Source organism: Octadecabacter antarcticus 307, assembly GCF_000155675.2.
In the GTDB taxonomy this organism is placed as follows: domain Bacteria; phylum Pseudomonadota; class Alphaproteobacteria; order Rhodobacterales; family Rhodobacteraceae; genus Octadecabacter; species Octadecabacter antarcticus.
The window spans coordinates 1,178,508-1,199,568 of the sequence record NC_020911.1 but is presented as its reverse complement, the minus strand read 5'-3'; the positions used below and the strand labels follow the sequence as shown (position 1 = coordinate 1,199,568).

19 protein-coding genes and 1 pseudogene are annotated in these 21,061 nt (G+C 56.9%); 5 read left to right on the top strand and 15 right to left on the bottom strand.

The annotated features are described in order from the left end of the window. Positions 1–68 precede the first annotated feature (68 nt). Positions 69–857, bottom strand: a complete 789-nt coding sequence (locus OAN307_RS06085) for a tetratricopeptide repeat protein (protein ID WP_144055512.1) — start codon at positions 855–857, stop codon at positions 69–71. A gap of 15 nt (positions 858–872) precedes the next feature. Between OAN307_RS06085 and OAN307_RS27755 the strand changes: the two genes are divergently transcribed. After that, positions 873–1,055, top strand: a complete 183-nt coding sequence (locus OAN307_RS27755) for a hypothetical protein (RefSeq protein WP_144055511.1) — start codon at positions 873–875, stop codon at positions 1,053–1,055. Here the strand turns inward: OAN307_RS27755 and OAN307_RS06075 are convergent. Next, positions 1,052–1,462, bottom strand: a complete 411-nt coding sequence (locus tag OAN307_RS06075) for a hypothetical protein (protein ID WP_015498935.1) — start codon at positions 1,460–1,462, stop codon at positions 1,052–1,054. The two genes, OAN307_RS27755 and OAN307_RS06075, sit on opposite strands and share 4 nt — an antisense overlap. A 241-nt stretch (positions 1,463–1,703) precedes the next feature. On the opposite strand from OAN307_RS06075, the gene OAN307_RS06070 reads away from it, so the two are divergent. Beyond that, positions 1,704–2,111, top strand: a complete 408-nt coding sequence (locus tag OAN307_RS06070; protein ID WP_015498934.1) for a SpoIIAA family protein — start codon at positions 1,704–1,706, stop codon at positions 2,109–2,111. A 99-nt stretch (positions 2,112–2,210) separates the two neighbouring features. On the opposite strand, the gene mraY is transcribed toward OAN307_RS06070, so the two are convergent. From mraY to OAN307_RS06025, 9 genes are all read right to left on the bottom strand, one after another. Continuing rightward, positions 2,211–3,293: a phospho-N-acetylmuramoyl-pentapeptide-transferase gene (mraY, locus tag OAN307_RS06065; RefSeq protein ID WP_015498933.1), complete on the bottom strand. Its 1,083-nt coding sequence runs from the start codon at positions 3,291–3,293 to the stop codon at positions 2,211–2,213. 40 nt (positions 3,294–3,333) lie between these two features. Next, positions 3,334–4,818 (bottom strand): UDP-N-acetylmuramoyl-tripeptide--D-alanyl-D-alanine ligase, encoded by a 1,485-nt coding sequence (locus tag OAN307_RS06060; RefSeq protein WP_015498932.1) that lies wholly within the window; start codon positions 4,816–4,818, stop codon positions 3,334–3,336. Continuing rightward, positions 4,819–6,330: a UDP-N-acetylmuramoyl-L-alanyl-D-glutamate--2,6-diaminopimelate ligase gene (locus OAN307_RS06055; RefSeq protein ID WP_015498931.1), complete on the bottom strand. Its 1,512-nt coding sequence runs from the start codon at positions 6,328–6,330 to the stop codon at positions 4,819–4,821. A gap of 30 nt (positions 6,331–6,360) precedes the next feature. Then, a complete protein-coding gene (locus OAN307_RS06050; RefSeq protein WP_015498930.1) occupies positions 6,361–8,142 on the bottom strand; it encodes a peptidoglycan D,D-transpeptidase FtsI family protein in 1,782 nt (593 codons plus the stop codon). Beyond that, on the bottom strand, positions 8,139–8,519 hold the full coding sequence (gene ftsL, locus OAN307_RS06045; protein ID WP_015498929.1) for a cell division protein FtsL: 381 nt from the start codon (positions 8,517–8,519) through the stop codon (positions 8,139–8,141). Before ftsL ends, OAN307_RS06050 begins: the two co-directional genes overlap by 4 nt. After that, positions 8,519–9,496, bottom strand: coding sequence for a 16S rRNA (cytosine(1402)-N(4))-methyltransferase RsmH (rsmH, locus tag OAN307_RS06040; RefSeq protein ID WP_015498928.1), 978 nt, complete (start codon positions 9,494–9,496; stop codon positions 8,519–8,521). The genes ftsL and rsmH overlap by 1 nt, the downstream gene beginning before the upstream one ends. Before the next feature lie 3 nt (positions 9,497–9,499). Further along, positions 9,500–10,015, bottom strand: a complete 516-nt coding sequence (locus OAN307_RS06035) for a division/cell wall cluster transcriptional repressor MraZ (RefSeq protein WP_044043297.1) — start codon at positions 10,013–10,015, stop codon at positions 9,500–9,502. Between the two features lie 594 nt (positions 10,016–10,609). Further along, a complete protein-coding gene (locus tag OAN307_RS06030; RefSeq protein ID WP_015498926.1) occupies positions 10,610–11,119 on the bottom strand; it encodes a GNAT family N-acetyltransferase in 510 nt (169 codons plus the stop codon). Positions 11,120–11,122: 3 nt separating this feature from the next. Further along, the gene (locus OAN307_RS06025) at positions 11,123–12,223 is read right to left on the bottom strand and encodes an Mrp/NBP35 family ATP-binding protein (RefSeq protein ID WP_015498925.1); all 1,101 of its coding nucleotides are present in this window, start codon (positions 12,221–12,223) and stop codon (positions 11,123–11,125) included. 289 nt (positions 12,224–12,512) lie between these two features. On the opposite strand from OAN307_RS06025, the gene OAN307_RS06020 reads away from it, so the two are divergent. Then, positions 12,513–12,731, top strand: coding sequence for a DUF1127 domain-containing protein (locus OAN307_RS06020; RefSeq protein ID WP_015498924.1), 219 nt, complete (start codon positions 12,513–12,515; stop codon positions 12,729–12,731). 292 nt (positions 12,732–13,023) lie between these two features. Here OAN307_RS06020 and OAN307_RS06015 read toward each other — a convergent pair whose 3' ends face one another. Further along, on the bottom strand, positions 13,024–13,476 hold the full coding sequence (locus OAN307_RS06015; protein WP_015498923.1) for an Lrp/AsnC family transcriptional regulator: 453 nt from the start codon (positions 13,474–13,476) through the stop codon (positions 13,024–13,026). 73 nt (positions 13,477–13,549) lie between these two features. On the opposite strand from OAN307_RS06015, the gene OAN307_RS06010 reads away from it, so the two are divergent. Beyond that, positions 13,550–14,182: a LysE family translocator gene (locus tag OAN307_RS06010; RefSeq protein ID WP_044043295.1), complete on the top strand. Its 633-nt coding sequence runs from the start codon at positions 13,550–13,552 to the stop codon at positions 14,180–14,182. A 4-nt stretch (positions 14,183–14,186) separates the two neighbouring features. Here the strand turns inward: OAN307_RS06010 and OAN307_RS28820 are convergent. The 3 genes and pseudogenes from OAN307_RS28820 to OAN307_RS28815 form a co-directional block, all read right to left on the bottom strand. Then, positions 14,187–14,360, bottom strand: a pseudogene (locus tag OAN307_RS28820) (DUF6157 family protein); the annotation flags it as partial. Positions 14,361–14,579: 219 nt separating this feature from the next. Further along, positions 14,580–17,081 carry an ATP-dependent helicase gene (locus OAN307_RS06000; protein ID WP_015498920.1) on the bottom strand — a complete coding sequence of 834 codons (2,502 nt, stop codon included), beginning with the start codon at positions 17,079–17,081 and terminating at the stop codon, positions 14,580–14,582. 72 nt (positions 17,082–17,153) lie between these two features. Further along, positions 17,154–17,291 carry a hypothetical protein gene (locus OAN307_RS28815; RefSeq protein ID WP_187292547.1) on the bottom strand — a complete coding sequence of 46 codons (138 nt, stop codon included), beginning with the start codon at positions 17,289–17,291 and terminating at the stop codon, positions 17,154–17,156. Positions 17,292–17,558: 267 nt separating this feature from the next. Here OAN307_RS28815 and pyc point away from each other — a divergent pair, with 267 nt between their 5' ends. Then, positions 17,559–21,002: a pyruvate carboxylase gene (gene pyc / locus OAN307_RS05990; protein ID WP_015498918.1), complete on the top strand. Its 3,444-nt coding sequence runs from the start codon at positions 17,559–17,561 to the stop codon at positions 21,000–21,002. Positions 21,003–21,061 lie beyond the last annotated feature (59 nt).

Below are 21,061 nucleotides of genomic sequence, written 5' to 3'. Positions count from 1 at the left end.
CAGCGTACACCACGCGTACACAGGCGGTACACGGCGGGTGTGTGTATGGCTGGATTTGATGGGAAAGGTTAATTGGCGGCGGGGGGGAGATTGGCGATGTGGTTTTCGACGCCAGCGATGTTTGGATGATCCGCAGGCAGGATCGCTTGGAAGATTGCCAAGGCTTGCACAAACATCGGCCGTGCCTCCTCCGGCCGATCCAGTTTGACCAATAACACAGCGAGGTTGTGAAGGTGGGTCGCATAGTCCGGATGCCCGTCCCCAATCGTGGCGCGGTCGATGTCGAGCGCTTGACGGAAGAGCGTTTCAGCCTCCGCCAATCGCCCCTGCGCCTGAATCACCCCCGCGAGGTTGTTGAGGCGGATTGCATAGTCCGGATGCGCCTCCCCAATCGTGGCGCGGTCAATGTCGAGCGCTTGGCGGAAGAGCGGTTCAGCCTCGTCCAACCGCCCCTGCGCCTTAACCACCCCCGCGAGGTTGTTGAGGCGGATTGCATAGTCCGGATGCCCATCCCCAATCGTGGCGCGGGTAATGTCGAGCGCTTGGCGCAAGAGCGTTTCAGCCTCATCCAATCGCACCTGCGCCTTAACCACCATCGCGAGGTTGTTAAGGCCGATTGCATAGTTCGGATGCGCCTCCCCAATCGTGGCGCGGTTAATGTCGAGCGCTTGACGGAAGAGCTTTTCAGCCTCGGCGTATTGACCCATTGCCTTCAGATGGACAGCGTTCTCATTTAACGCGTTTGCTATATGCTCTTGCGGCTCATTCGCCTTTGCGAAGATCACAAGATCGCTGCTGTGTTTATGGGCATCAGTGTAGCGCCCAGCCCGCCCGAGAAATTCGCTGGCTTTGCGCAAGGCGGCAAAGGTTTCATGGAGTCTGGCAGATTTGACGTAGTGGTCTGCGGCGTCTGCCCATCGCAACTCGGCTTCGGCCACTTCGCCGCGACCGAATGCGGCGCGGGCGGATTCTTGGACGGCGAGGTCATTGCGGGCTTCGATTTCTGCGAAGATGCCGTCGGCGTTTACAAATCGACCCTCTTCAAAAGCTTTTAGCGCAGCAACGAATTTTGGATCATTCGAGGACCCTTTAAGTTCGGCGCGTAGATCTTTGATAATTTTTGTAGCTCTGCAAGCGCTGCGTCTGGATTGGCGATTTGGGATTCGAGTTCGGTGATGCGGGCGCGGAGTCGGGTCTTTTCGGTTTCGTCGGCGCGGGTGAGTTCGTCTTCTAGGTCGGCTTTGAGTTCGCGGCGCAGGCGGATGAATTCTGGGACTGTGAGCGTTGTGCCGTCTTTGACTTGGGCTGGGGCGATTTTTTCAATGGTTTCATCCGACAGGTCTGTCTTCTTCGATTTACGCCAAGGCTTAAACACCCAACCGAGCAGCACTCCAATTCCCGTAACGGATGCTATTTCAGCAGAATACGTCTCAAGGCCAGCCAGTATCGTTGCCCACATCATCAAATCACTCCGCTTCTCATTGGCACCTTACCGTGTAACCCACGGTTGAAAAGGGGCGAAACGGTAGATGGGCCGCGAGATCGCGCGTTCTGTTTGATTGCCCAGCCCGAGGTCCAAGCGCGCAGCAGGTTTCGGGCGGATAAAGCGGCAGGATCGGTAAAGCCGCAGTTTGCGCTAGATTAGTGTGGCGCGGGCGAGATAGGTGTAGGGTAGCGGTGTAACCCATGTGAGAGGACACCCTATGTTATTGATCCATAAGACTGGCCCGAACCGCGTTGATATTGAACTGAGCGCGATCCTTGACAGTGATATGATGGCCGCAGGGCTTGATGAACTGTTTGAGGCATCACAGGACATCAGCAACGGCGTTATGATGTATAAAATACCGTCGTTTTCAATGCCAACGGGCGGCGCGCTGGCGGCTGAGATGATGCGCCTGCCAAAGCTGTTTTCCCTGATCAAACACTTTAGCCGCTGCGCGGTGCTGACCGACATCGGCTGGTTGCAAACGGCGGCCAGAATTGAAGGCGCGTTGATCCCGGGACTGGAGATCAAGTGTTTTGACATGGCGGATGAGGCCAAGGCCGAGGCGTGGTTGGCACGCTTTGCGGACAAGGAGGATGATTTCGGGGGAGATATGCCGGTTTAGGTGGGGAGAGTTTAGCGTCTGGCTGGACAGGGTGTTTGCTCGGCGATTGGCTTTGCCATTCGCTGCCGCGCACTCCGCAAAACTGACGTTTCGCGGGGATTAACGCACTTTTAGTGTGGCGAGCCCAATTACTGCCAAGATCAGGGACACGATCCAGAAGCGGATGACGATCTGCGGCTCGGACCAGCCCTTTTTCTCATAGTGGTGATGGATCGGGGCCATGAGGAAGACGCGTTTTCCGGTGCGTTTGAAGTAGAGGACCTGGATGATCACCGACATCGCCTCGAACACGAAAAGACCGCCAACGATGGCGAGGACGATTTCGTGTTTTGTGGCCACTGCGATTGCGCCGAGCGCGCCGCCAAGGGCCAGTGATCCGGTGTCGCCCATAAAGACGGCGGCGGGCGGCGCATTGTGCCACAAAAAGCCAAGGCCGCCGCCGATAAGCCCTGCCGCAAAGATCGCGAGTTCACCGGTTCCGGCGACGTAATGCAGGCCGAGTTCAGCGGTAAAGTCAGTGCGGCCGACGAAATAGGCGATGATGGCGAAGGTACCAGCGGCAATCATCACGGGCATGATGGCCAGCCCGTCAAGGCCATCGGTCAAGTTGACGGCGTTGGCGGCCCCCACGATCACAATCATAGAAAACGGGATGAACAGCACGCCGAGGTTGATCAGCGTGTCCTTGAAGACCGGCAATGCCAGTTGGTTTTGCAGTTCGGCGGGGTGGTATTGCGCGGCCCAGTAGGCGGCGATGCCCGCGATGACAAAGCCAAGAATGAGGCGCAAGCGACCTGAGACCCCAGCGGTCGTTTGTTTGGAGACTTTGGCATAATCATCGGCGAACCCGATCAGGGCGAAAGACATTGTGACGAATAAAACCATCCAGATGAAGGGGTTATCAAGGCGCGCCCAGAGTAGTGTGGAGGTCAGCAATGCGCCGACGATCAGCAGCCCACCCATGGTCGGTGTGCCTGCTTTGGCGAAATGCGATTCAGGGCCATCATCGCGGATTGGCTGGCCTTTGCCTTGGCGCGCGCGCAGCACGCGGATCAACGACGGGCCGAAGACAAAACCAAAAATCAACGCCGTCAGGAACGCGCCACCAGCGCGAAATGTGATGTAGCGAAACAGGTTGAAGATGTCGCCGCCATCCGAGAGTGCCGTTAGCCAATACAACATATGCTTAAATCCCGTCGCTCAATCACTAGATCGTGTCGGTTCATATGGAACCTTTAGGTGCATCGGGATGCCCCAGTTTTCGAATGGCGTCAACGACAAGGCTGATTTTTGATCCCTTAGAGCCTTTGACCAGCACGATATCGCCAGCATCCACCAACTGGGCTGCTTTGCGCACAAGACCATCAGCCGTTTCAGCCCATTGACCCCGCTGAGTGTCGGGCAATGCGTCATAGAGGTGGCGCATGCGCGGGCCAGCGCAGTGGATCAGATGCAGCACGGGCATGGACGGATCGTTGGCGAGATCGCTGTGCATCGCGTTCTCATGCGGGCCGAGTTCCAACATATCGCCAAGGATCGCGACACGCCGCCCTTTGACGATACGGCCGACATTGTCGAGCGGTTGATACGCGGCAAGGACTTCCAAAGCGGCGGTCACTGATGTCGGGTTGGCGTTGAACGCATCATCCATCAGGATCAGCGTTTCATGTTCCATCGCGGGATCAAACGTGACGACTTCATGGGTGCCACGCCCTGCGGGGGGCACCCAATGGCCAAGGTCTATCGCCGCCAGAACAGGGTCCGCACCAAGGGCGGCGCAGGCGGCCAGAATGCCCAGCCCGTTCATCGCAAAATGGCGTCCTGCGGTGGACAATTTGAACATCAGCGGACCATTGGGCGTATCGGCCTGCACCAAGGTCTGGCCTTGCGCCAATGCCACGTGTTCCAGTTTCCACGTGCGCGACATCTGCCCGAACAATACCTGTGTGACCTGGCGTTTTGAGGCGTAGTTTTGCAGCACCTGGCTGGAGTCGATGTCCGCGTTCAGCACCGCAACGCCGCCCGATGATAGCCCGTCGATGATTGAGGCTTTTTCGCGCGCGATGCCTGAAATGTCGTCAAACGCCTGAAGGTGAGCGGCACCCACGGTCGTGATCATCACCACATCTGGTCGCGTCAAGCGCGACAGCGGCGCAATTTCACCGGGGTTTGACATGCCAATTTCGATGACGGCAAAGTCGCAATCAGCGGGCATACGCGCCAGCGTCAGGGGCACGCCCCAGTGGTTGTTGTAGCTGGCTTGCGCGGCGTGAACACGGCCTTGGTGCGACAAAACTGCGCGCGCCATTTCTTTTGCAGACGTCTTACCGACGGAGCCAGTGATGGCGAGGACTTTGGCAGATGTTCGCGCCCGTGCCGCCTGCCCCAGCGCGCCGAGTGCCGCCAGAACATCCGCTACAATCAGCAGTGGTGCATCGTCAGCCACACCAGCGGGGCGGTGGGTCACAATGGCAGCGGCAGCGCCTTTGGCGAGTGCTGACGCGACAAAATCATGTCCGTCGCGTTCTGCCGTGAGTGCGACAAACAAATCGCCCAATTGGATGGTGCGGGTGTCGATAGACACGCCCGTGGCGTCCCATTTGGTGGTGGATTGCCCACCTGTCGCGGCGTCGGCATCATCGGATGTCCATAGGATTGTGTCATGAGTCGTATCTGGGTTCGTATTTGGAGTGGTATCTTGGGACATCTAAAGGTCTCCGTCCAGCGCGCCAACTGCGACGCTTGCCTGTTCCACATCGTCAAACGGCAGCACGTCATCACCGATGATTTGTCCGCTTTCGTGGCCTTTCCCCGCAATCAGCAACGCATCACCGGGGCCGAGGGCATCAACGCCGCGCAGAATGGCTTCGGCGCGATCACCGACTTCGATCACACTTTTTCCAGCGGCGTTTTCCAGCGCACCCACCATGACAGCGGCGCGAATGGTGGCCGGGTCTTCTGATCTTGGGTTATCATCGGTCACGAACACCATGTCAGCGTTTTGTGCTGCCGCCTGCCCCATCAGCGGGCGTTTGCCTGTGTCGCGATCGCCCCCCGCACCAACAATTGCGATGAGTTTACCCATCACATGCGGGCGCATCGCCATCAACGCGGTGGCCACGGCATCGGGCGTGTGGGCGTAATCAACGAAAACCGACCCGCCATTGCGCCGCGTCGCTGCGTGCTGCATGCGGCCCCGAACAGTAGTTAAATAAGGCAGTGTGTCGAACACTTCTTCCGGGTCACCACCTGCCGCGATGACCAAAGCAGTGGCAAGCAACACGTTGTCCGCCTGAAACCCGCCAATCAGCTTTAGGCGCGCCGAGTGACTGGCCCGCTGCCAATCAAACAGAATTTCTTGGCCCGTGGAATCAAACCGCTGGCCAGTCAATTTCAAGCGCGCATCGGGGTGGCGGCCAACGGTGATGGTTTCCAGCCCGCGGTTTTGCGCGATCTGCACGACCTCGGGGCCTTTTGGGTCATCAATGTTGATCACCGCGACGCCGTCTTCGGGCAGCAATCGTGTAAACAGCCCCATCTTGGCGTCAAAATACGCTTCAAACGTTTTGTGATAATCAAGGTGATCATGCGAGAAGTTCGTGAATCCCGCGGCAGACAGCACGACCCCGTCCAGACGACGCTGATCCAGCCCATGCGATGACGCCTCCACCGCGACGTGGGTGATGGCGTTCGATTTTGCGTGCGCGAGGGTGCGGTGCAGTGTGATCGGTTCAGGCGTTGTGTGTTTCAGCGGATGGGTCCACGCGCCTTCGACACCTGTCGTGCCAAGATTGACCGCCGCGAGGTTCATTTCAATCCAGATTTGGCGCGCAAACGTCGATACGGAAGTTTTGCCGTTTGTCCCCGTCACCGCGATCATCGTTTCAGGATGCGCCCCAAACCACAACGACGCGGTCAACGCCAATGCGCCGCGCGGATCTTCGGCAATGATGAGCGCGGCAGTGCTTTCGGCCAGTTCGTTGGCTGCAATCTGAGCGCCCTGTGCATCCGTCAAGATCGCTGTGGCGCCCATCCGCAGGGCATACTGAATAAAGTCACCACCGTGGACTTTTGTGCCGGGAAGGGCAAAAAACAATGTCCCGACTTTGACGTCACGGCTGTCAACGGACAGGCCGGTAATCGTCGCTTCGCGCCCACCTTGCCCACGCAGTCCAAGGGCGGCCAGTGATGACGTTTTGTGTTCAGCTTGGGGGTTCATGTTCGACCTCGATTGGTTAGAAGCCCATCTTCAATTCGACGTAAGTGTTACACCGGTTGGGGTCAGGGTTTCAACGTCTGGACGCAGGCCCAAAAGCGGTGCGACGCGGCGGATCATTTCGGCAGCGATGGGTACGGCTGTCCAACCGGCGGTGCGACGCTGTTCACCGAGCGCTTCGACAGATGGTTCGTCCAGCGTCACGATCAACACGTATCGCGGATCGTTGGCGGGGAAAACCGACGCGAATGTCGCAATGGTGCGATCATCATAATAGCCCCCCGTGGAGCGCGGTTTATCTGCTGTTCCGGTCTTGCCGCCGACCTCATAGCCCTGCACATCGCCAAACGATGCTGTGCCGCGAACGACAGTGGCACGCAGCATATCGCGGGCTGTCGTGGATACCTGTTCGCTGACCACACGGGGCCCGTGTCGCGGCCCGTCTTGGCGCACGATTGTGGGCTCAACGCGATAACCGCCGTTCAACAGACTGGCATACGCAGTGGCAAGGTGGACAATAGAGGATGACAGCCCATGACCGTAAGATATTGTCATGGCGGAAATTTCCGACCAATTGGCGGGCAGCAATGGATCGCCTGTTGGGGCCTCGATCATTTCAACCGGGGTTTGCACAAGTAGGCCGAGCGAGCCGAGGAATTCGCGCTGGCGATCTGCACCGATCATCATCGCAATGCGGGCCGTGCCAATGTTGGACGACTCTATTATAACGTCCTCGGCGCTCAGCTGCGGACCGTAATCGTGAAAATCGCGGATGCGAAAACGGCCCCATGCCAGAGGCCCCTGTGTGTCGATCATTGTGCTGGCTTCGATCAGGCCAATCTCAATCGCTTGCGCCACTGCGAATATCTTGAAAACACTGCCCAGTTCATAGACGCCCTGCACCGCGCGGTTGAACAACACACTGTCGGACTGGTCGCCGCTCGTCAGGACGCGGGGGCGGTCGTTGGGATCAAAATCGGGCAGCGAAACCATTGAGATAATTTCGCCCGTGTGGACATCCATCAACACCGACGACGCGCCTTTGGCGGACATCAACATCATGCCACCTTGCAACACCCGTTCGCTAGCCGCCTGCACGGTCAGGTCGATTGACAATTCCAATGGTGCGCCTTCGTTGGCGGGATCACGCAAGAAATCATCGAAGAATTTTTCGACGCCCGCAACACCGATGACTTCGGCGGAATTCACACCTTCGCGCCCGTATGTGGCCCCGCCTAGGATATGTGCCGCGACTGATCCATTCGGATAAAGGCGCATTTCGCGCGGACCGAATAACAGGCCAGGATCGCCAATATCATGCACGGCTTGCATCTGTTCTGGAGAAATTTGGCGCCTGATCCACAGAAAACGGCGTCCACCAGTGAAATCAGCGAACAGGTCTTCTTCTACCAGTTCAGGGAAAATTTCCGCCAGATCACGCGCCGCTTTTGCAGGGTCAATCATGTCGGGGATTTGTGCGTAAAGGCTGTGCGTATCAAGGTTCATCGCCAAAACACGACCGTTTCTATCAACAATATCAGATCGTTGCCCGATAATAGGCGACCCTGATGCCTGCGCTATTGGTTCTTCGGGAACGGATCCGGCAAGCATGCCCATACGCGCGCCGATGGCCAAAAAAGCACAGAAAAATGCGATGCCCATGACCAACAAACGCCCTTCGGCACGATTGCGGTCGCGGTCGTGGTCGTCTTCATGGCGAAGGCGGACGTTTTCCGCTTCAATCGCATCGGTATTTTGACCCTGATCGCGGGCTTTCAGGATACGGGCCAGCGGTCGCAGTGGGGTGCGAATCATTCGGTCAGCTCCGAATCAATAAGGGGAGAGTCGATCTTGGGGGCGTTGTCGCTGGACACTTCGACGGAATTTGACAGGTCGAAGATGAGGTCAGTCGGGTAGGCGACCTGATCGATGCGCCCAAACGCGTCGGGCATCAGGGGCAGCAGCCCAAGACGGTCAAAGTTCAATTCGGCCAAGTCGCGAAGCCGGTCCGGACGGTTCAAATAGGCCCATTCGGCCTCAAGCATGTTTAGCCGTTCATAGGCCGTCCCGATCTGTCGGTGCAAACTGCGCACATCACCCAAAGACGCCTGCGTTTCGTAGTTTTCGTGATAGGCCCAATACGCAAGGCCGATCACCATCAAACCGGAAATTATGTAGAATATTGAACGCATTAACGGATGGCTTTCAATTGTGGCATGCCGATTTTTGATCGATCTAGCGCCCCAGCGGGCGCGTCCGTGCGCCGCGCCACCCGCAGCTTGGCCGAGCGCGACCTTGGGTTTTGTGCAACTTCATCTTCGTCGGCCGCTTTGGCCTTTTTCGTAATGATCTCAAAGCTCGGTTTTTCGGTCTCAAGCACAGGAGAATACCGGTTGGCGTTGCCCATGCCGCCGCCGCGTTGCTGCAAGAACCGTTTAACCATACGATCCTCAACTGAATGGAACGTCACGATGGCCAAGTAACCGCCTGGTTTCAAGGCCCGTTCAGCAGCTTCCAATCCTTCGGCAAGTTGGCCATATTCGTCGTTCACCGCGATCCGAATGGCCTGAAACGACCGTGTCGCAGGATGGCTTTGGCCTTGTTTTGATCGCGGCAAACAACCCTCGATCAGCTTGGCAAGACGGAGTGTTGTTGTGATAGGTTCACGATCTCTTTGCTCAACGATCTTACGGGCAATACGGCGTGATGCACGTTCTTCCCCATAGATATATAAAATGTCAGCAAGATCGGTTTCGTCCGCTTCATTGACAATGTCAGCCGCACTTTGCCCCTCCTGTCCCATCCGCATATCGAGCGGACCGTCCCTCATGAATGAAAACCCACGCTCTGCTTGATCGATCTGCATGGACGATACGCCGAGATCGAGAACGATCCCGTCTAGGTCAGACGCTATCGTGTCAAGGTTGGAAAATGTATCTTCCACGAGGGTAATTGCAGGATTATCTGCTGCCCATTGTGCCATTTTGAATACTGCCGGATCGCGATCGACGCCGATCACCTTGTCGGCACCAGCCGCCAAGAGACGCTGCGTATAGCCGCCCGCGCCGAATGTAGCGTCCAACCACGTGCCAGAGATCGGCGAACAGGCCGCAATCAGTGGCCCAATCAGAACAGGAATATGGGGGGGGGTGTCATCAGTGGTCCCCATCGTTCACACGCTTCCCGATGGATTTTTCGGTGGATCAATCAGGGACAGCGGGTCAAAATCACCGTCAAATTCTTCTTCCATAGCGGCCGCTTCTGCGGCTTCGGCCTCAGCGTAGGTCTCTGTATTCCAAATTTCAAAGAAATCGCCCATGGCGGCCATTGTTGCCTCGCCCGTCAGCCCGATTTGTTGCCGCAGGCGTTGGGGCAGGACGATGCGTCCGTCTTTGTCGACTTCGGTGTCCCACGATTTGCCAAGGATCATCCGCGACGCGCGTTTGCGCGCGTCAGAGCCGCGCGGCAGGGCTTTGATACCGTCTTCAATCTCTTCCATGGCCTCAATCGTGTAGGCATGAAGGCAATTTTTCAGGTGCGGACCGTGCAACACGACCATGCGGGGGAGTGGATTTTCAGGGCAGCGCGGATCGCCGTCGGTGAGTACAACGCGAAAATCAGCGGGGATCGACATGCGTCCCTTACCGTCAACCTTTTGGTTGAATTCGCCTCTGAAACTCAGACCCACTGTCCCGCAGCTCCTGCCACTCGTCCCCCGAAAATACTTGATTTAAAACGGAAAACGGCGGATCAGACTGCTGCCACTGCCTGATCCACCGCCCTCGTCCCGTTTCCGGGTAAGTCCAGCTGCGCGCGCCACCTGGGGGGATGTCTGCTCGCTCGCGCGCCTGCTCTCTTCGTTCAAGAAAATGGGTGCCTGTATGAAACCTAACCTTGCGGTTGGTGGGGTCGTTTAGTGCCCCGTATTGTCTGCCCGTCTTCTTGCAACCTTTATGCACGGGAATTCACGTTACGCCAAGGATTTTCTGGGAATACATGGTACTAGATGGTGTTTCTGGGGTCATCGAAATACAATAGGTTGTGGACAACGCTGTGGACGAACAGCACATTATGTGGTTATTGAGCCATAACCCACAGCATATGGATAATTATCCGTGCGAAAAAAATGTTCCATATTTTCCCGGATTCTCTCCAGTTTGGTTATCAAGTTGCAGCTGGTTGGGCTGAATTACGGCCATTTATTACCGAATCACAGGTCTATTTAGGGGGTTTGATTCGCAATTGGTGCGCCAGTACCACGATTTCCCGCAATGCGCAGCTGCTACAGTGCTTTCCACATCACAAGGCCATCAACCAATCCGAGGATCGGATGATTGAATGCCAACGGCAATGTGCCAACAATATCATAGCCCAGCCGTTGCCACAGACGCACCGCCCCTGCGTTTGACGCCAGCACCATATTGAATTGCATCGCGGTGTAGCCCAAATCGCGGGCCGCCAGTTGCGAGTGGTCGCACATCTTGGCGGCGATGCCCCTGCCCTGCGCCGCCCGCGCAGTGACATAACCACTGTTGCAAACGTGGCGTCCGCCGCCCTGATGGTTGGTCTTTATAAAGTAGGTGCCCAAAACCGCCCGGTCTTGGACAAAACAGTCCTGAGCAAAACGATCCTCAGCGATATAGGTCGCAGCGGGCGCGTCCATCCATAGGGCGCGCGCCGCATCTTCGGATATGTCGCGATCAATGGCGTAGGTTTCACCAGCGCGAAACACCGGACGCAGGACACCCCAGATCGCGGGCCAATCGGCATCGGTGGCGGGACGGATTTGCAAACGTTAGCCCAAGCCGCCATCGATCAACCGCTTGGCGAGGGTCGCATAGGCGTCCGCTATTGGCCCATCACCCGCCGCAATCGGCGTGCCAGTATCGCCTGCCAACCGCGTGTCCAGATCAATCGGCAGTGAACAGAGGAACGGGGCACCGATGGTTTCAGCCTCTTTCTTAACGCCGCCGTGACCGAACAGATGCGCCTCGTGGCCGCATTGCGGACATATATATGTGGACATGTTTTCAACCAACCCGAGGATCGGCGTCTTGAGCGTGTTGAACATATCAATCGCCTTGCGCGCATCAATGAGCGCCACGTCCTGCGGGGTGGACACAACAATCGCCCCGGTCAGGTGAGTTTTCTGGCACAGCGTCAGTTGCACGTCGCCCGTACCGGGGGGCAGATCCACCAACAAAACATCCAGTTCACCCCATTCGACCTGCGTCAACATCTGCTGCAACGCGCCCATAAGCATCGGGCCACGCCAGACAATGGCCTTGCCCGGGTCGGTCATCAGGCCAATCGACATCATTGTTACACCGTGGGCTCGCAGCGGAATAATAGTTTTGCCGTCCGGGCTTGCGGGCCGCTGGTTCACGCCCATCATTCGCGGCTGGCTAGGGCCATAGATATCAGCATCGAGCAGACCGACACGGCGACCTTGTTTGGCCAGTGCCACCGCAAGGTTGCTTGAGACCGTTGATTTACCAACGCCACCCTTACCGGAGCCAATAGCCACAATACGGGCGACACCGGGCACCCCTTCGGGGCCCGCTTGCGGGGTTGGGTGGCGACCAATGGTCAGGTTTGGCGGTGCCTTGTCTGCGGGCGGTGGCGGCTGCTTGGATGGGCCGCTGTTTGGACTGTGCGCTGTCAGCACCACAGACACCGAGGCCACGCCATCCATTTTCGCGACAATCATTTCGGCGGCTTGACGGATCGGTTCCATCTGGCTGGCCATCGCCGCATCTGGGGCTTCGATGACAAAGCGCACCTTGTCGTCGGCAATGCTGAGCGCGCGAATCATATCGCGCGACACCAGATCGCCGCCGTCGGCCAGACCGATCGTCTTTAGCGCTGCCAAAATCGTCTCGTTTGTAAGTGCCATGGTCCAACTGCCTTTTCGTCACCATTATCGCCGCGTTCTTAGACCGCCTATCGTTAAGACAACAGCGCCGATGTTTTGGGCATTTTGCAGAGTTACCCCGCGTCAAAACCCTTGATCGCGCTAACCCAAACAATTTCAAGTCGTTAACCATGCACATTCTGCATAGCAGCATTGATGCGGCGGGGGATTGTGCAGGTGCAGCAATTCCCTATTTATGGTTCTCGAAGGCGCAATACGGCGCTGGATTTGCAGACCCATAATCAGGGTCAAACCTTGAAAGAGAATGAACATGGCACACACATCTGACACGCGCATCTTTGGCACATCAGCCGTCTCGCACTTTGCCAATCTGCGCAACACGTTGGCAATCCGCTTTGGTCAGTACCAGACATATCGCGAAACCTTGCGCGAATTGGAATCACTGACCAAGCGTGAATTGAACGATCTGGGCTTAAACCAGCATACATTACAAGCTGTTGCCCGCGAGGCAGCCTACGTCAAAGCATAAGAAATTCCGGAATCGGGGCCTTCTCTTCCTCCCGGAAGATGCCCCGTGATCGCGCCCACTCTCCTCCTCCCGAGGGAAGGGCGCTGCGATCAAGACGCGGCGGTGTCTTTCCTCCTCCCTGACACCGCCGCACTTGATTAGCGACTAAGACCGGGCCCGCTTTCTCCTCCCAGAGATGTGGCCCACATAAGACCGGGCCTGCTTTCTCCTCCCAGAGATGTGGCCCACACATGAAAGTGACGAGACCTACCTCCTCCCGGGTCTCGTCGCTTTTTTTGTGTCTGGAGGTATGTCAGGCGCGCATATCTTTCGGGGATCCCATGACCATGTAGCTGGTGATGGATCGCACATGCGGCACAGTCCCGAGGCGGTCGGTGTGAAATGTTTTATACGACGCCAAATTTGCCGTTTCGACCCGCAGCAGATATTCGAATGCACCGGCAATGTTGTGGCATTCAGCGACCTCATCAAATCGGTCCATCGCGCGTTCAAACCCAAGCTGTGCCGCTTTTGAATGTTCGGCCAGCCCGACAGCGACATAAACCACATAGTCCTGTCCGGTTTGCGTGGGATCAAGGCGGGCACGGTAGCCTGTGATGACGCCGCGCCGTTCAAGGTCTTGCACTCGTCGCAGACAGGCCGACGGCGACAGGCCGATTTTGTCGGCCAGCGCGAGGTTGCTGATCCGCCCGTCTTTGCGTAATTCACGCAATATCCGCGCGTTAATGGGATCAATTAGTGTCATAGATTGTCAGCTTAACGTAATTCGGCGCAGTTTGGCAATTTCATTGCGCATTGAGCCGTATATTATTGCGTTCATGAGCTATGATATTTTCCTCGCCCTGTTGGGCTTTGCCTTTGTCGCCACCGTGACGCCGGGGCCGAACAATGCGATGCTGATGGCGTCGGGGGCAAATTTTGGTGTGCGGCGCACGCTGCCGCATATGTTTGGTGTCACGATTGGGTTCACCGTGATGATCGCGCTGGTCGGCGTCGGGTTGATGCAGATATTCGACGCCTTCCCTGTCACCGACCGCATTCTGAAAATCGTGTCGATTGCCTATCTGTTGTGGCTGGCGTGGAAAATCGCAACGGCGGCGCCAAAACTGGCGGACGCACCACAAACCGCAGGTGTGCCGCTGACGTTCTTGCAGGCAGCTGCGTTCCAATGGGTGAACCCAAAGGCATGGTCAATGAGCGTCTACGCAATCACCACCTATGCCACCGCCCTAGACGGATCACGCGCGCTGTGGGCTGTTGGGATTGTGGCGCTGTCATTCGGCACGGTCAGCATGCCCTGCATCGCGTCATGGACGGCCTTGGGCCAACAAATGCGGCGGTTTTTGACGTCGCCCAGACGTTTGCGCACCTTTAACATCATCATGGCGGCGGTGTTGGTGCTGACGCTGGTTCCGGTGGTGTTTCCAAATTTGTTCACCGCGGCGATATGATGCCCTAGGCGTGTTTGTTGTGCATGCCGTGGATAATACGGATGTTTTCATCGGCCATTAGCGCGGCGTTGCGCGCAGACGCCAAATCAACCAACGCCACCCTGCTTTCGCTGTCATGGTGCAACGCCCAGCCCATCGATTTCACCAAGGGCGGCATAGGCAAACTTGGCTGGCCCTTACTGAAATACTCTGCTCAAACGTAGGCCAGCCCCCTTTTGAGATGACACGTCTTGTGGCGGGGACCGCGATAATCGACGCATCATTCGTTATGACATAGGGGCCGCTCTCAAGCGGTCATATTGCATTGCCCCGATGCGCTTCCAACCTTGGACACCACTGGGCCGAGCTGTCAGGCGATGGCGTGATCAGAACATCGGTGTAATTGGTGGAATGCCGTTCAAAAAGGCACATCATTAGCGCTGTCGGCACTGACGATGAACTTTGCCACGACCTTCTTTTCGCCAGCTTTGTCGAATTCAATCAACAGCTTGTCGCCCTCAATTTCCATCACCTCACCGTAGCCGAATTTGTGGTGGAACACGCGTTCTCCGGTGGTGAACGACGACGTGGCCTTCAGATCGATCACCGCGTTGCGGGATTCTTTGGGTTGGGTCATGGGCCGCTGCTGGGATCGGCTTTGCAAACGTCGCCATCCGGGGGAATTGTAGACGTCAGCCTTGGCCATCTTTTCGTGCAACGTGGACGCCATGCCCTCGCTGGCCGGATTTGCCTGTGCCGACATGCCGGCCGCCCCGAACCCGCCGCCATGAAGGCCCGGCGGCGTCAGAACCTCAACGTTTTCTTCGGGCAGCTCATCAATAAACCGGCTCGGCATTTGGGATTGCCATTGGCCATACACAAGACGGCTGGATGTGAACGAAATCGTGCAATGTTTTTCGGCGCGCGTGATGCCGACATAGGCCAGACGCCGTTCTTCCTCGAGACCTTTTAGCCCGCTTTCGTCCATGCTGCGCTGTGACGGAAACAACCCGTCTTCCCAGCCCGGCAAATACACCGACGGGAATTCCAGACCCTTGGCGCCGTGCAGCGTCATGATGGTGACTTTGTCGTCCTCTTCGTCCTTGGCATTGTCCATAATAAGGCTGATATGTTCAAGGAAACCCTGCAAACTGTCAAAGTTTTCAAGGGCTTTAACGAGTTCTTTCAAGTTCTCAAGGCGACCCGGTGCCTCGGGTGTTTTTTCGTTTTTCCAATGCGCGGTGTAGCCGCATTCGTCCAATATCACCTCGGCCAGTTCAACGTGGTTCACGTTAGATGCGCCGTCAAAGACCTCAACGGTGGGGCCATCATCAATGACGGAGTCTTCATCGTCTAGTAGTTCACGGCGTGTCGCCCCGTTTGATCGGCAGTGCAATTGCCCATGCCAGCGATCCAACCCCTGCACCAGATCGCGCAGGGCATTGCCGCCCCTGCCCTTAATCAGGCCACCGTTGACACAAAGCCGCGCGCCTTCAATCAGGTTCACGCCGTTGCTACGCGCCGTCATCTGGATCGTCTGCACCGCCTTGTCGCCAAGCCCGCGTTTGGGTGTGTTGACGATGCGTTCAAACGCCAGATCATCGTCTTGGCTGACGGCCAGCCGAAAATACGCCATCGCGTCGCGTATTTCCATGCGTTCATAAAACCGTGGCCCTCCGATGACGCGGTAGGGCAAACCGATAGTCAGGAACCGATCCTCAAAGCTGCGCATCTGATGTGATGCGCGCACGAGAATGGCCATGGAATTTAGCGGCATAGCGTCGAGCCCACGGGTGCCACGTTGCATGGATTCGATGTCTTCACCGATCCAACGCGCTTCTTCCTCACCGTCCCAATGGCCGATCAAGCGTACCTTTTCACCGTCTTCCCCATCGGTGAACAGCGTCTTGCCAAGGCGGTCCTTGTTGGCGTCAATCACGCCAGCCGCCGCGCCCAGAATATGCCCCGTTGAACGGTAATTCTGTTCCAAACGCACCACATGCGCGCCCGGAAAGTCCTTTTCGAACCGCAGGATGTTGCCGACTTCCGCGCCGCGCCAGCCATAAATTGATTGGTCATCATCACCCACGCAGCAGATGTTTTTATGCCCTTGGGCGAGCAGGCGGAGCCACAAATATTGCGCGACGTTGGTGTCTTGGTATTCGTCCACGAGGATGTATTTGAACCAGCGTTGGTAGGTCGCCAGCACATCAGCGTGGGTTTGGAAAATCGTTACCATATGCAACAACAAATCGCCAAAATCGCAGGCGTTCAGGTCTTTTAAGCGTTGCTGATAGGCGGCGTATAGATCGACGCCTTTGTCGTCAAAGGCACTGCTTTCAGCCACCGGAACTTGCGCCGGGGTCCACGCCTTGTTCTTCCAGCCATCAATGATTCCTGCCAGCATGCGTGGCGGCCAGCGTTTTTCGTCAATATCGGACGCGCGTAAAAGCTGCTTTAGCAGGCGCATCTGGTCGTCCGTGTCCAAAATCGTAAAACTAGACTTTAAACCGACCAGTTCCGAATGACGGCGCAACAGTTTCACGCAGATCGCATGGAACGTGCCAAGCCAGCGCATCCCCTCGGACGCGCCTTGCGTTAGCCCACTGATGCGGTTCTTCATTTCGCGCGCGGCTTTGTTGGTGAACGTCACCGCTAAAATTTCATCCGGACGGGCGCGGCCTGTGGCCATCAGATGCGCAATCCGGCAGGTCAGCGCCTTGGTCTTACCCGTGCCAGCCCCCGCGAGCATCAAAACAGGACCATCCAGCGTTTCAACCGCTTGACGCTGTGCGGGGTTCAAGCCCGCAAAATAATCCACATGGGGTGCGGCCGTCGCCCGTTGGGACAGCGACGGTTGGGCCCTCGTGCTGGGGGCGGCGGCGGCCTCAAAGGCATCTTCGTCAGAATATTGGCTCATGGGCGGCAACCTAGCGCTAAAGCGTGATCAAGAAAAGCCCATGTTCACTTAATGTTCACAACTAGTTTGCCGTTAAATCGCCCAATGGCACATCGCAGCCCAGCGCTGAATGAACGTCGAAGAACATCTGCCGTAAGGGGCGTCCACTTGATCCGCAACGCGGCGCATCCCAAATTCAACACGTCCTTCATATCCATCTTGGCCGATCAATATGACCAATGGTGTCTTTCCTGTCAGTACGGAAAAGAAAACGTTTAACGGCGCAAAGCAAAGGACTGCAATTGTCTTTGTCTCAAAAATATCCCGGGGGAGCGAAGCGGGGGCAGCGCCCCTTCTGTCTTGCTGTCGCGCACACCGCAGGTGCGCACCGCCCGCCACAGGTGCAATTCTCAGCACTAAGTTGACCCGTCCTAAGCAGTTTACACTTGCACATAAATCTTCATAAATGCTGCAACTGCAAAATGAGGGGACCGCACCATGGCTGATTTCAAGAAAATCCTAATCGCAAATCGGGGTGAAATCGCCATCCGCATCATGCGCGCCGCCAATGAGATGGGTAAGAAAACTGTTGCGGTCTATGCCGAAGAAGACAAACTCGGGTTGCACCGGTTCAAAGCGGATGAGGCGTATCGCATCGGTGAGGGGCTTGGCCCCGTGGCCGCCTACCTTAGTATTGATGAGATTATTCGCGTTGCGATAGAATGTGGTGCCGACGCGATCCACCCCGGGTATGGCCTGCTGTCCGAAAATCCGGATTTCGTAGATGCCTGCGCCGCCAACAACATCAAATTCATCGGTCCACGGGCCGAAACCATGCGCCAGCTTGGCGACAAAGCCAGCGCGCGCCGCGTCGCCATGGATGCAGGTGTGCCGGTGATCCCCGCCACCGAAGTTCTTGGTGATGATATGGCGGCAATTAAGAAAGAGGCGGCCGCAGTCGGCTATCCGCTGATGCTCAAGGCGTCATGGGGCGGTGGTGGGCGCGGCATGCGCGCGATCATGTCCGAGGATGAATTGGAAGAAAAGGTGCTGGAAGGCCGCCGCGAGGCTGAGGCCGCATTCGGCAATTCCGAAGGTTACCTTGAAAAGATGATCATGCGCGCGCGTCACGTCGAGGTTCAGATCCTTGGCGACAGTCACGATGCCATTTACCACCTGTGGGAACGCGATTGTTCCGTGCAGCGCCGCAACCAAAAAGTCGTCGAACGTGCGCCTGCGCCATATTTGTCGGGCACACAGCGCGAACAGATTTGCGCCTTGGGCAAAAAGATTTGCGAACACGTGAATTACGAATGTGCAGGCACCGTCGAATTCCTGATGGATATGGATTCTGGCGAATTCTTCTTTATCGAAGTCAATCCGCGCGTGCAGGTCGAACACACCGTGACCGAAGAAGTCACCGGCATCGATATCGTGCAAGCACAGATCAAAATCGCCGAAGGCAAATCGCTGGTCGAAGCCACGGGATGTGCCAGCCAATATGACGTAAAACTCGACGGTCACGCGCTGCAATGTCGTGTTACAACCGAAGACCCGACAAACAATTTCATCCCCGATTATGGCCGCATCCAAACCTACCGCAGCGCCACGGGCATGGGTATCCGGCTTGATGGGGGCACTGCGTATTCCGGCGCTGTGATCACGCGCTATTACGACAGCTTGCTGACGAAAGTCACCGCATGGGCGCCAACCCCCGAAGCTGCGATTGCGCGGATGGACCGCGCGTTGCGTGAATTCCGCATCAGGGGCGTGTCGACCAACATCGCGTTCGTTGAAAACCTGCTGAAACACCCGACGTTCCTGAACAACGAATACCACACCAAATTCATCGATGAGACGCCTAGCCTGTTTGATTTCAAACCGCGCCGCGACCGCGCGACGAAAATCTTGACCTATATCGCCGACATCACCGTCAACGGGCATCCCGAAACGGCTGGCCGCCCAAAACCTGGTGCCGAAGCGATCGCGCCCAAAGCGCCCGCCATGCGCAGCAAAGACATCCCCAGTGGCACACGCCAAATTCTGGATCAAAAAGGCCCGCAAGCCGTGGCCGACTGGATGCGCGACCAAAAACACCTGCTGATCACCGACACCACCATGCGCGACGGGCATCAATCCTTGCTCGCTACGCGGATGCGTTCGATTGATATGATCCGCGTCGCGCCAACCTATGGCGCCAATATGTCGGGTCTGTTTTCGATGGAATGTTGGGGTGGCGCGACGTTTGATGTCGCCTATCGTTTCTTGCAGGAATGTCCGTGGCAGCGGCTGCGCGACATCCGTGCCAAGATGCCCAATATCATGACGCAGATGCTGTTGCGGGCGTCCAACGGCGTCGGATACACCAATTACCCCGACAACGTGGTGCAGGAATTTGTGCGCCAAGCAGCCGTATCAGGCGTTGATGTGTTCCGCGTGTTTGACAGTCTTAACTGGGTCGAAAACATGCGCGTGGCGATGGATGCGGTGATTGATGCAGGCAAGGTCTGCGAAGGCACGATTTGCTACACAGGCGATATGCTGGACCCGACCCGATCCAAATATGATCTGAAATACTATGTCGGCATGGCCAAAGAGATGGAAAAGGCCGGTGCGCATGTGTTGGGCCTAAAAGACATGGCCGGCTTGATGAAACACAACACCGCGTCCGTGTTGATTAAGGCGTTGAAAAACGAGGTCGGCCTGCCGATCCATTTCCACACCCACGACACCAGTGGTGCGGCCATTGCGACCGTGCTGGCAGCATCGGCGGCTGGCGTTGATTGTATCGACGCAGCGATGGACAGCTTTTCTGGCAACACGTCGCAGCCGACCTTGGGAACGATTGTTGAATCGTTGAAAGGCACGGAGCGCGACACCGGCCTTGATATCGCGGCCATCCGGGAAATCAGCAACTATTGGGAAACTGTACGCGCGCATTATGCGGCGTTCGAATCCGGCCTGCAGGCCCCCGCGTCCGAAGTGTATCTGCACGAAATGCCCGGTGGTCAGTTTACCAACCTCAAGGCGCAAGCGCGGTCCTTGGGCCTTGAAGAACGCTGGCACGAAGTGGCGCAGACCTACGCCGACGTGAACCAGATGTTCGGGGATATCGTCAAGGTCACGCCGTCTTCCAAGGTGGTAGGTGATATGGCGCTGATGATGGTCAGCCAGAACCTGACGCGCGCGCAGGTCGAAGACCCCAACACTGATGTGTCGTTCCCCGATTCAGTGATCGACATGATGCGCGGCAACCTTGGCCAACCCCCCGGCGGTTTCCCTGATACAATCGTCAATAAGGTCCTGAAGGACGAAAAGCCGAACCTTTCCCGGCCCGGCAAACATTTGAAGCCTGTCGATCTAGAGGCCATGCGCGCGGAGCTGTCCGCCAAACTGGATGGTAAGGTCATCGACGATGAAGACCTGAACGGCTATCTGATGTATCCTAAGGTCTATACCGATTACGCCCAGCGCCATGAAACCTACGGTCCCGTGCGCACCCTGCCCACGCGCACGTTCTTTTATGGCATGGAACCCGCCGAAGAAATTTCTGCTGAAATCGACCCCGGCAAGACCTTGGAAATCCTTCTGCAGGCGGTGGCTGAAACCAATGAAGAGGGCGAGGTAAAGGTATTCTTTGAGCTTAACGGCCAACCCCGCACCATCCGTGTGCCAAACCGTTTGGCCGATGCGGCGATCAAGCAGCGCCCCAAAGCCGAACTTGGCAATGACGCCCACATCGGCGCCCCCATGCCCGGCGTTGTGGCCAGCGTTGTGGTCACGGCCGGACAGAAGATCAAAGAGGGCGATTTATTGTTGACCATCGAAGCGATGAAGATGGAAACTGGCATCCACGCCGAACGCAAAGCGATCGTCAAAGCCATTCACGTGGCGGCAGGCAGCCAGATCGACGCCAAGGATTTATTGGTGGAGTTGGAATGAGACAAAATTTGTATTTAAATTTTGTGGCCGCCCCGCGGGGTGGTCTCTAATAAGTGGGG

Bases quoted from the DNA above. Each gene is read 5' to 3' on its own strand.
- OAN307_RS27755 (WP_144055511.1), top strand. From the start codon at position 873: ATGGAGTCTGGCAGATTTGACGTAGTGGTCTGCGGCGTCTGCCCATCG.
- OAN307_RS06075 (WP_015498935.1), bottom strand. From the start codon at position 1,462: ATGATGTGGGCAACGATACTGGCTGGCCTTGAGACGTATTCTGCTGAA.
- OAN307_RS06070 (WP_015498934.1), top strand. From the start codon at position 1,704: ATGTTATTGATCCATAAGACTGGCCCGAACCGCGTTGATATTGAACTG.
- mraY (WP_015498933.1), bottom strand. From the start codon at position 3,293: ATGTTGTATTGGCTAACGGCACTCTCGGATGGCGGCGACATCTTCAAC.
- OAN307_RS06060 (WP_015498932.1), bottom strand. From the start codon at position 4,818: ATGTCCCAAGATACCACTCCAAATACGAACCCAGATACGACTCATGAC.
- OAN307_RS06055 (WP_015498931.1), bottom strand. From the start codon at position 6,330: ATGAACCCCCAAGCTGAACACAAAACGTCATCACTGGCCGCCCTTGGA.
- OAN307_RS06050 (WP_015498930.1), bottom strand. From the start codon at position 8,142: ATGATTCGCACCCCACTGCGACCGCTGGCCCGTATCCTGAAAGCCCGC.
- ftsL (WP_015498929.1), bottom strand. From the start codon at position 8,519: ATGCGTTCAATATTCTACATAATTTCCGGTTTGATGGTGATCGGCCTT.
- rsmH (WP_015498928.1), bottom strand. From the start codon at position 9,496: ATGGGGACCACTGATGACACCCCCCCCCATATTCCTGTTCTGATTGGG.
- OAN307_RS06025 (WP_015498925.1), bottom strand. From the start codon at position 12,223: ATGGCACTTACAAACGAGACGATTTTGGCAGCGCTAAAGACGATCGGT.
- OAN307_RS06020 (WP_015498924.1), top strand. From the start codon at position 12,513: ATGGCACACACATCTGACACGCGCATCTTTGGCACATCAGCCGTCTCG.
- OAN307_RS06015 (WP_015498923.1), bottom strand. From the start codon at position 13,476: ATGACACTAATTGATCCCATTAACGCGCGGATATTGCGTGAATTACGC.
- OAN307_RS06010 (WP_044043295.1), top strand. From the start codon at position 13,550: ATGAGCTATGATATTTTCCTCGCCCTGTTGGGCTTTGCCTTTGTCGCC.
- OAN307_RS06000 (WP_015498920.1), bottom strand. From the start codon at position 17,081: ATGAGCCAATATTCTGACGAAGATGCCTTTGAGGCCGCCGCCGCCCCC.
- pyc (WP_015498918.1), top strand. From the start codon at position 17,559: ATGGCTGATTTCAAGAAAATCCTAATCGCAAATCGGGGTGAAATCGCC.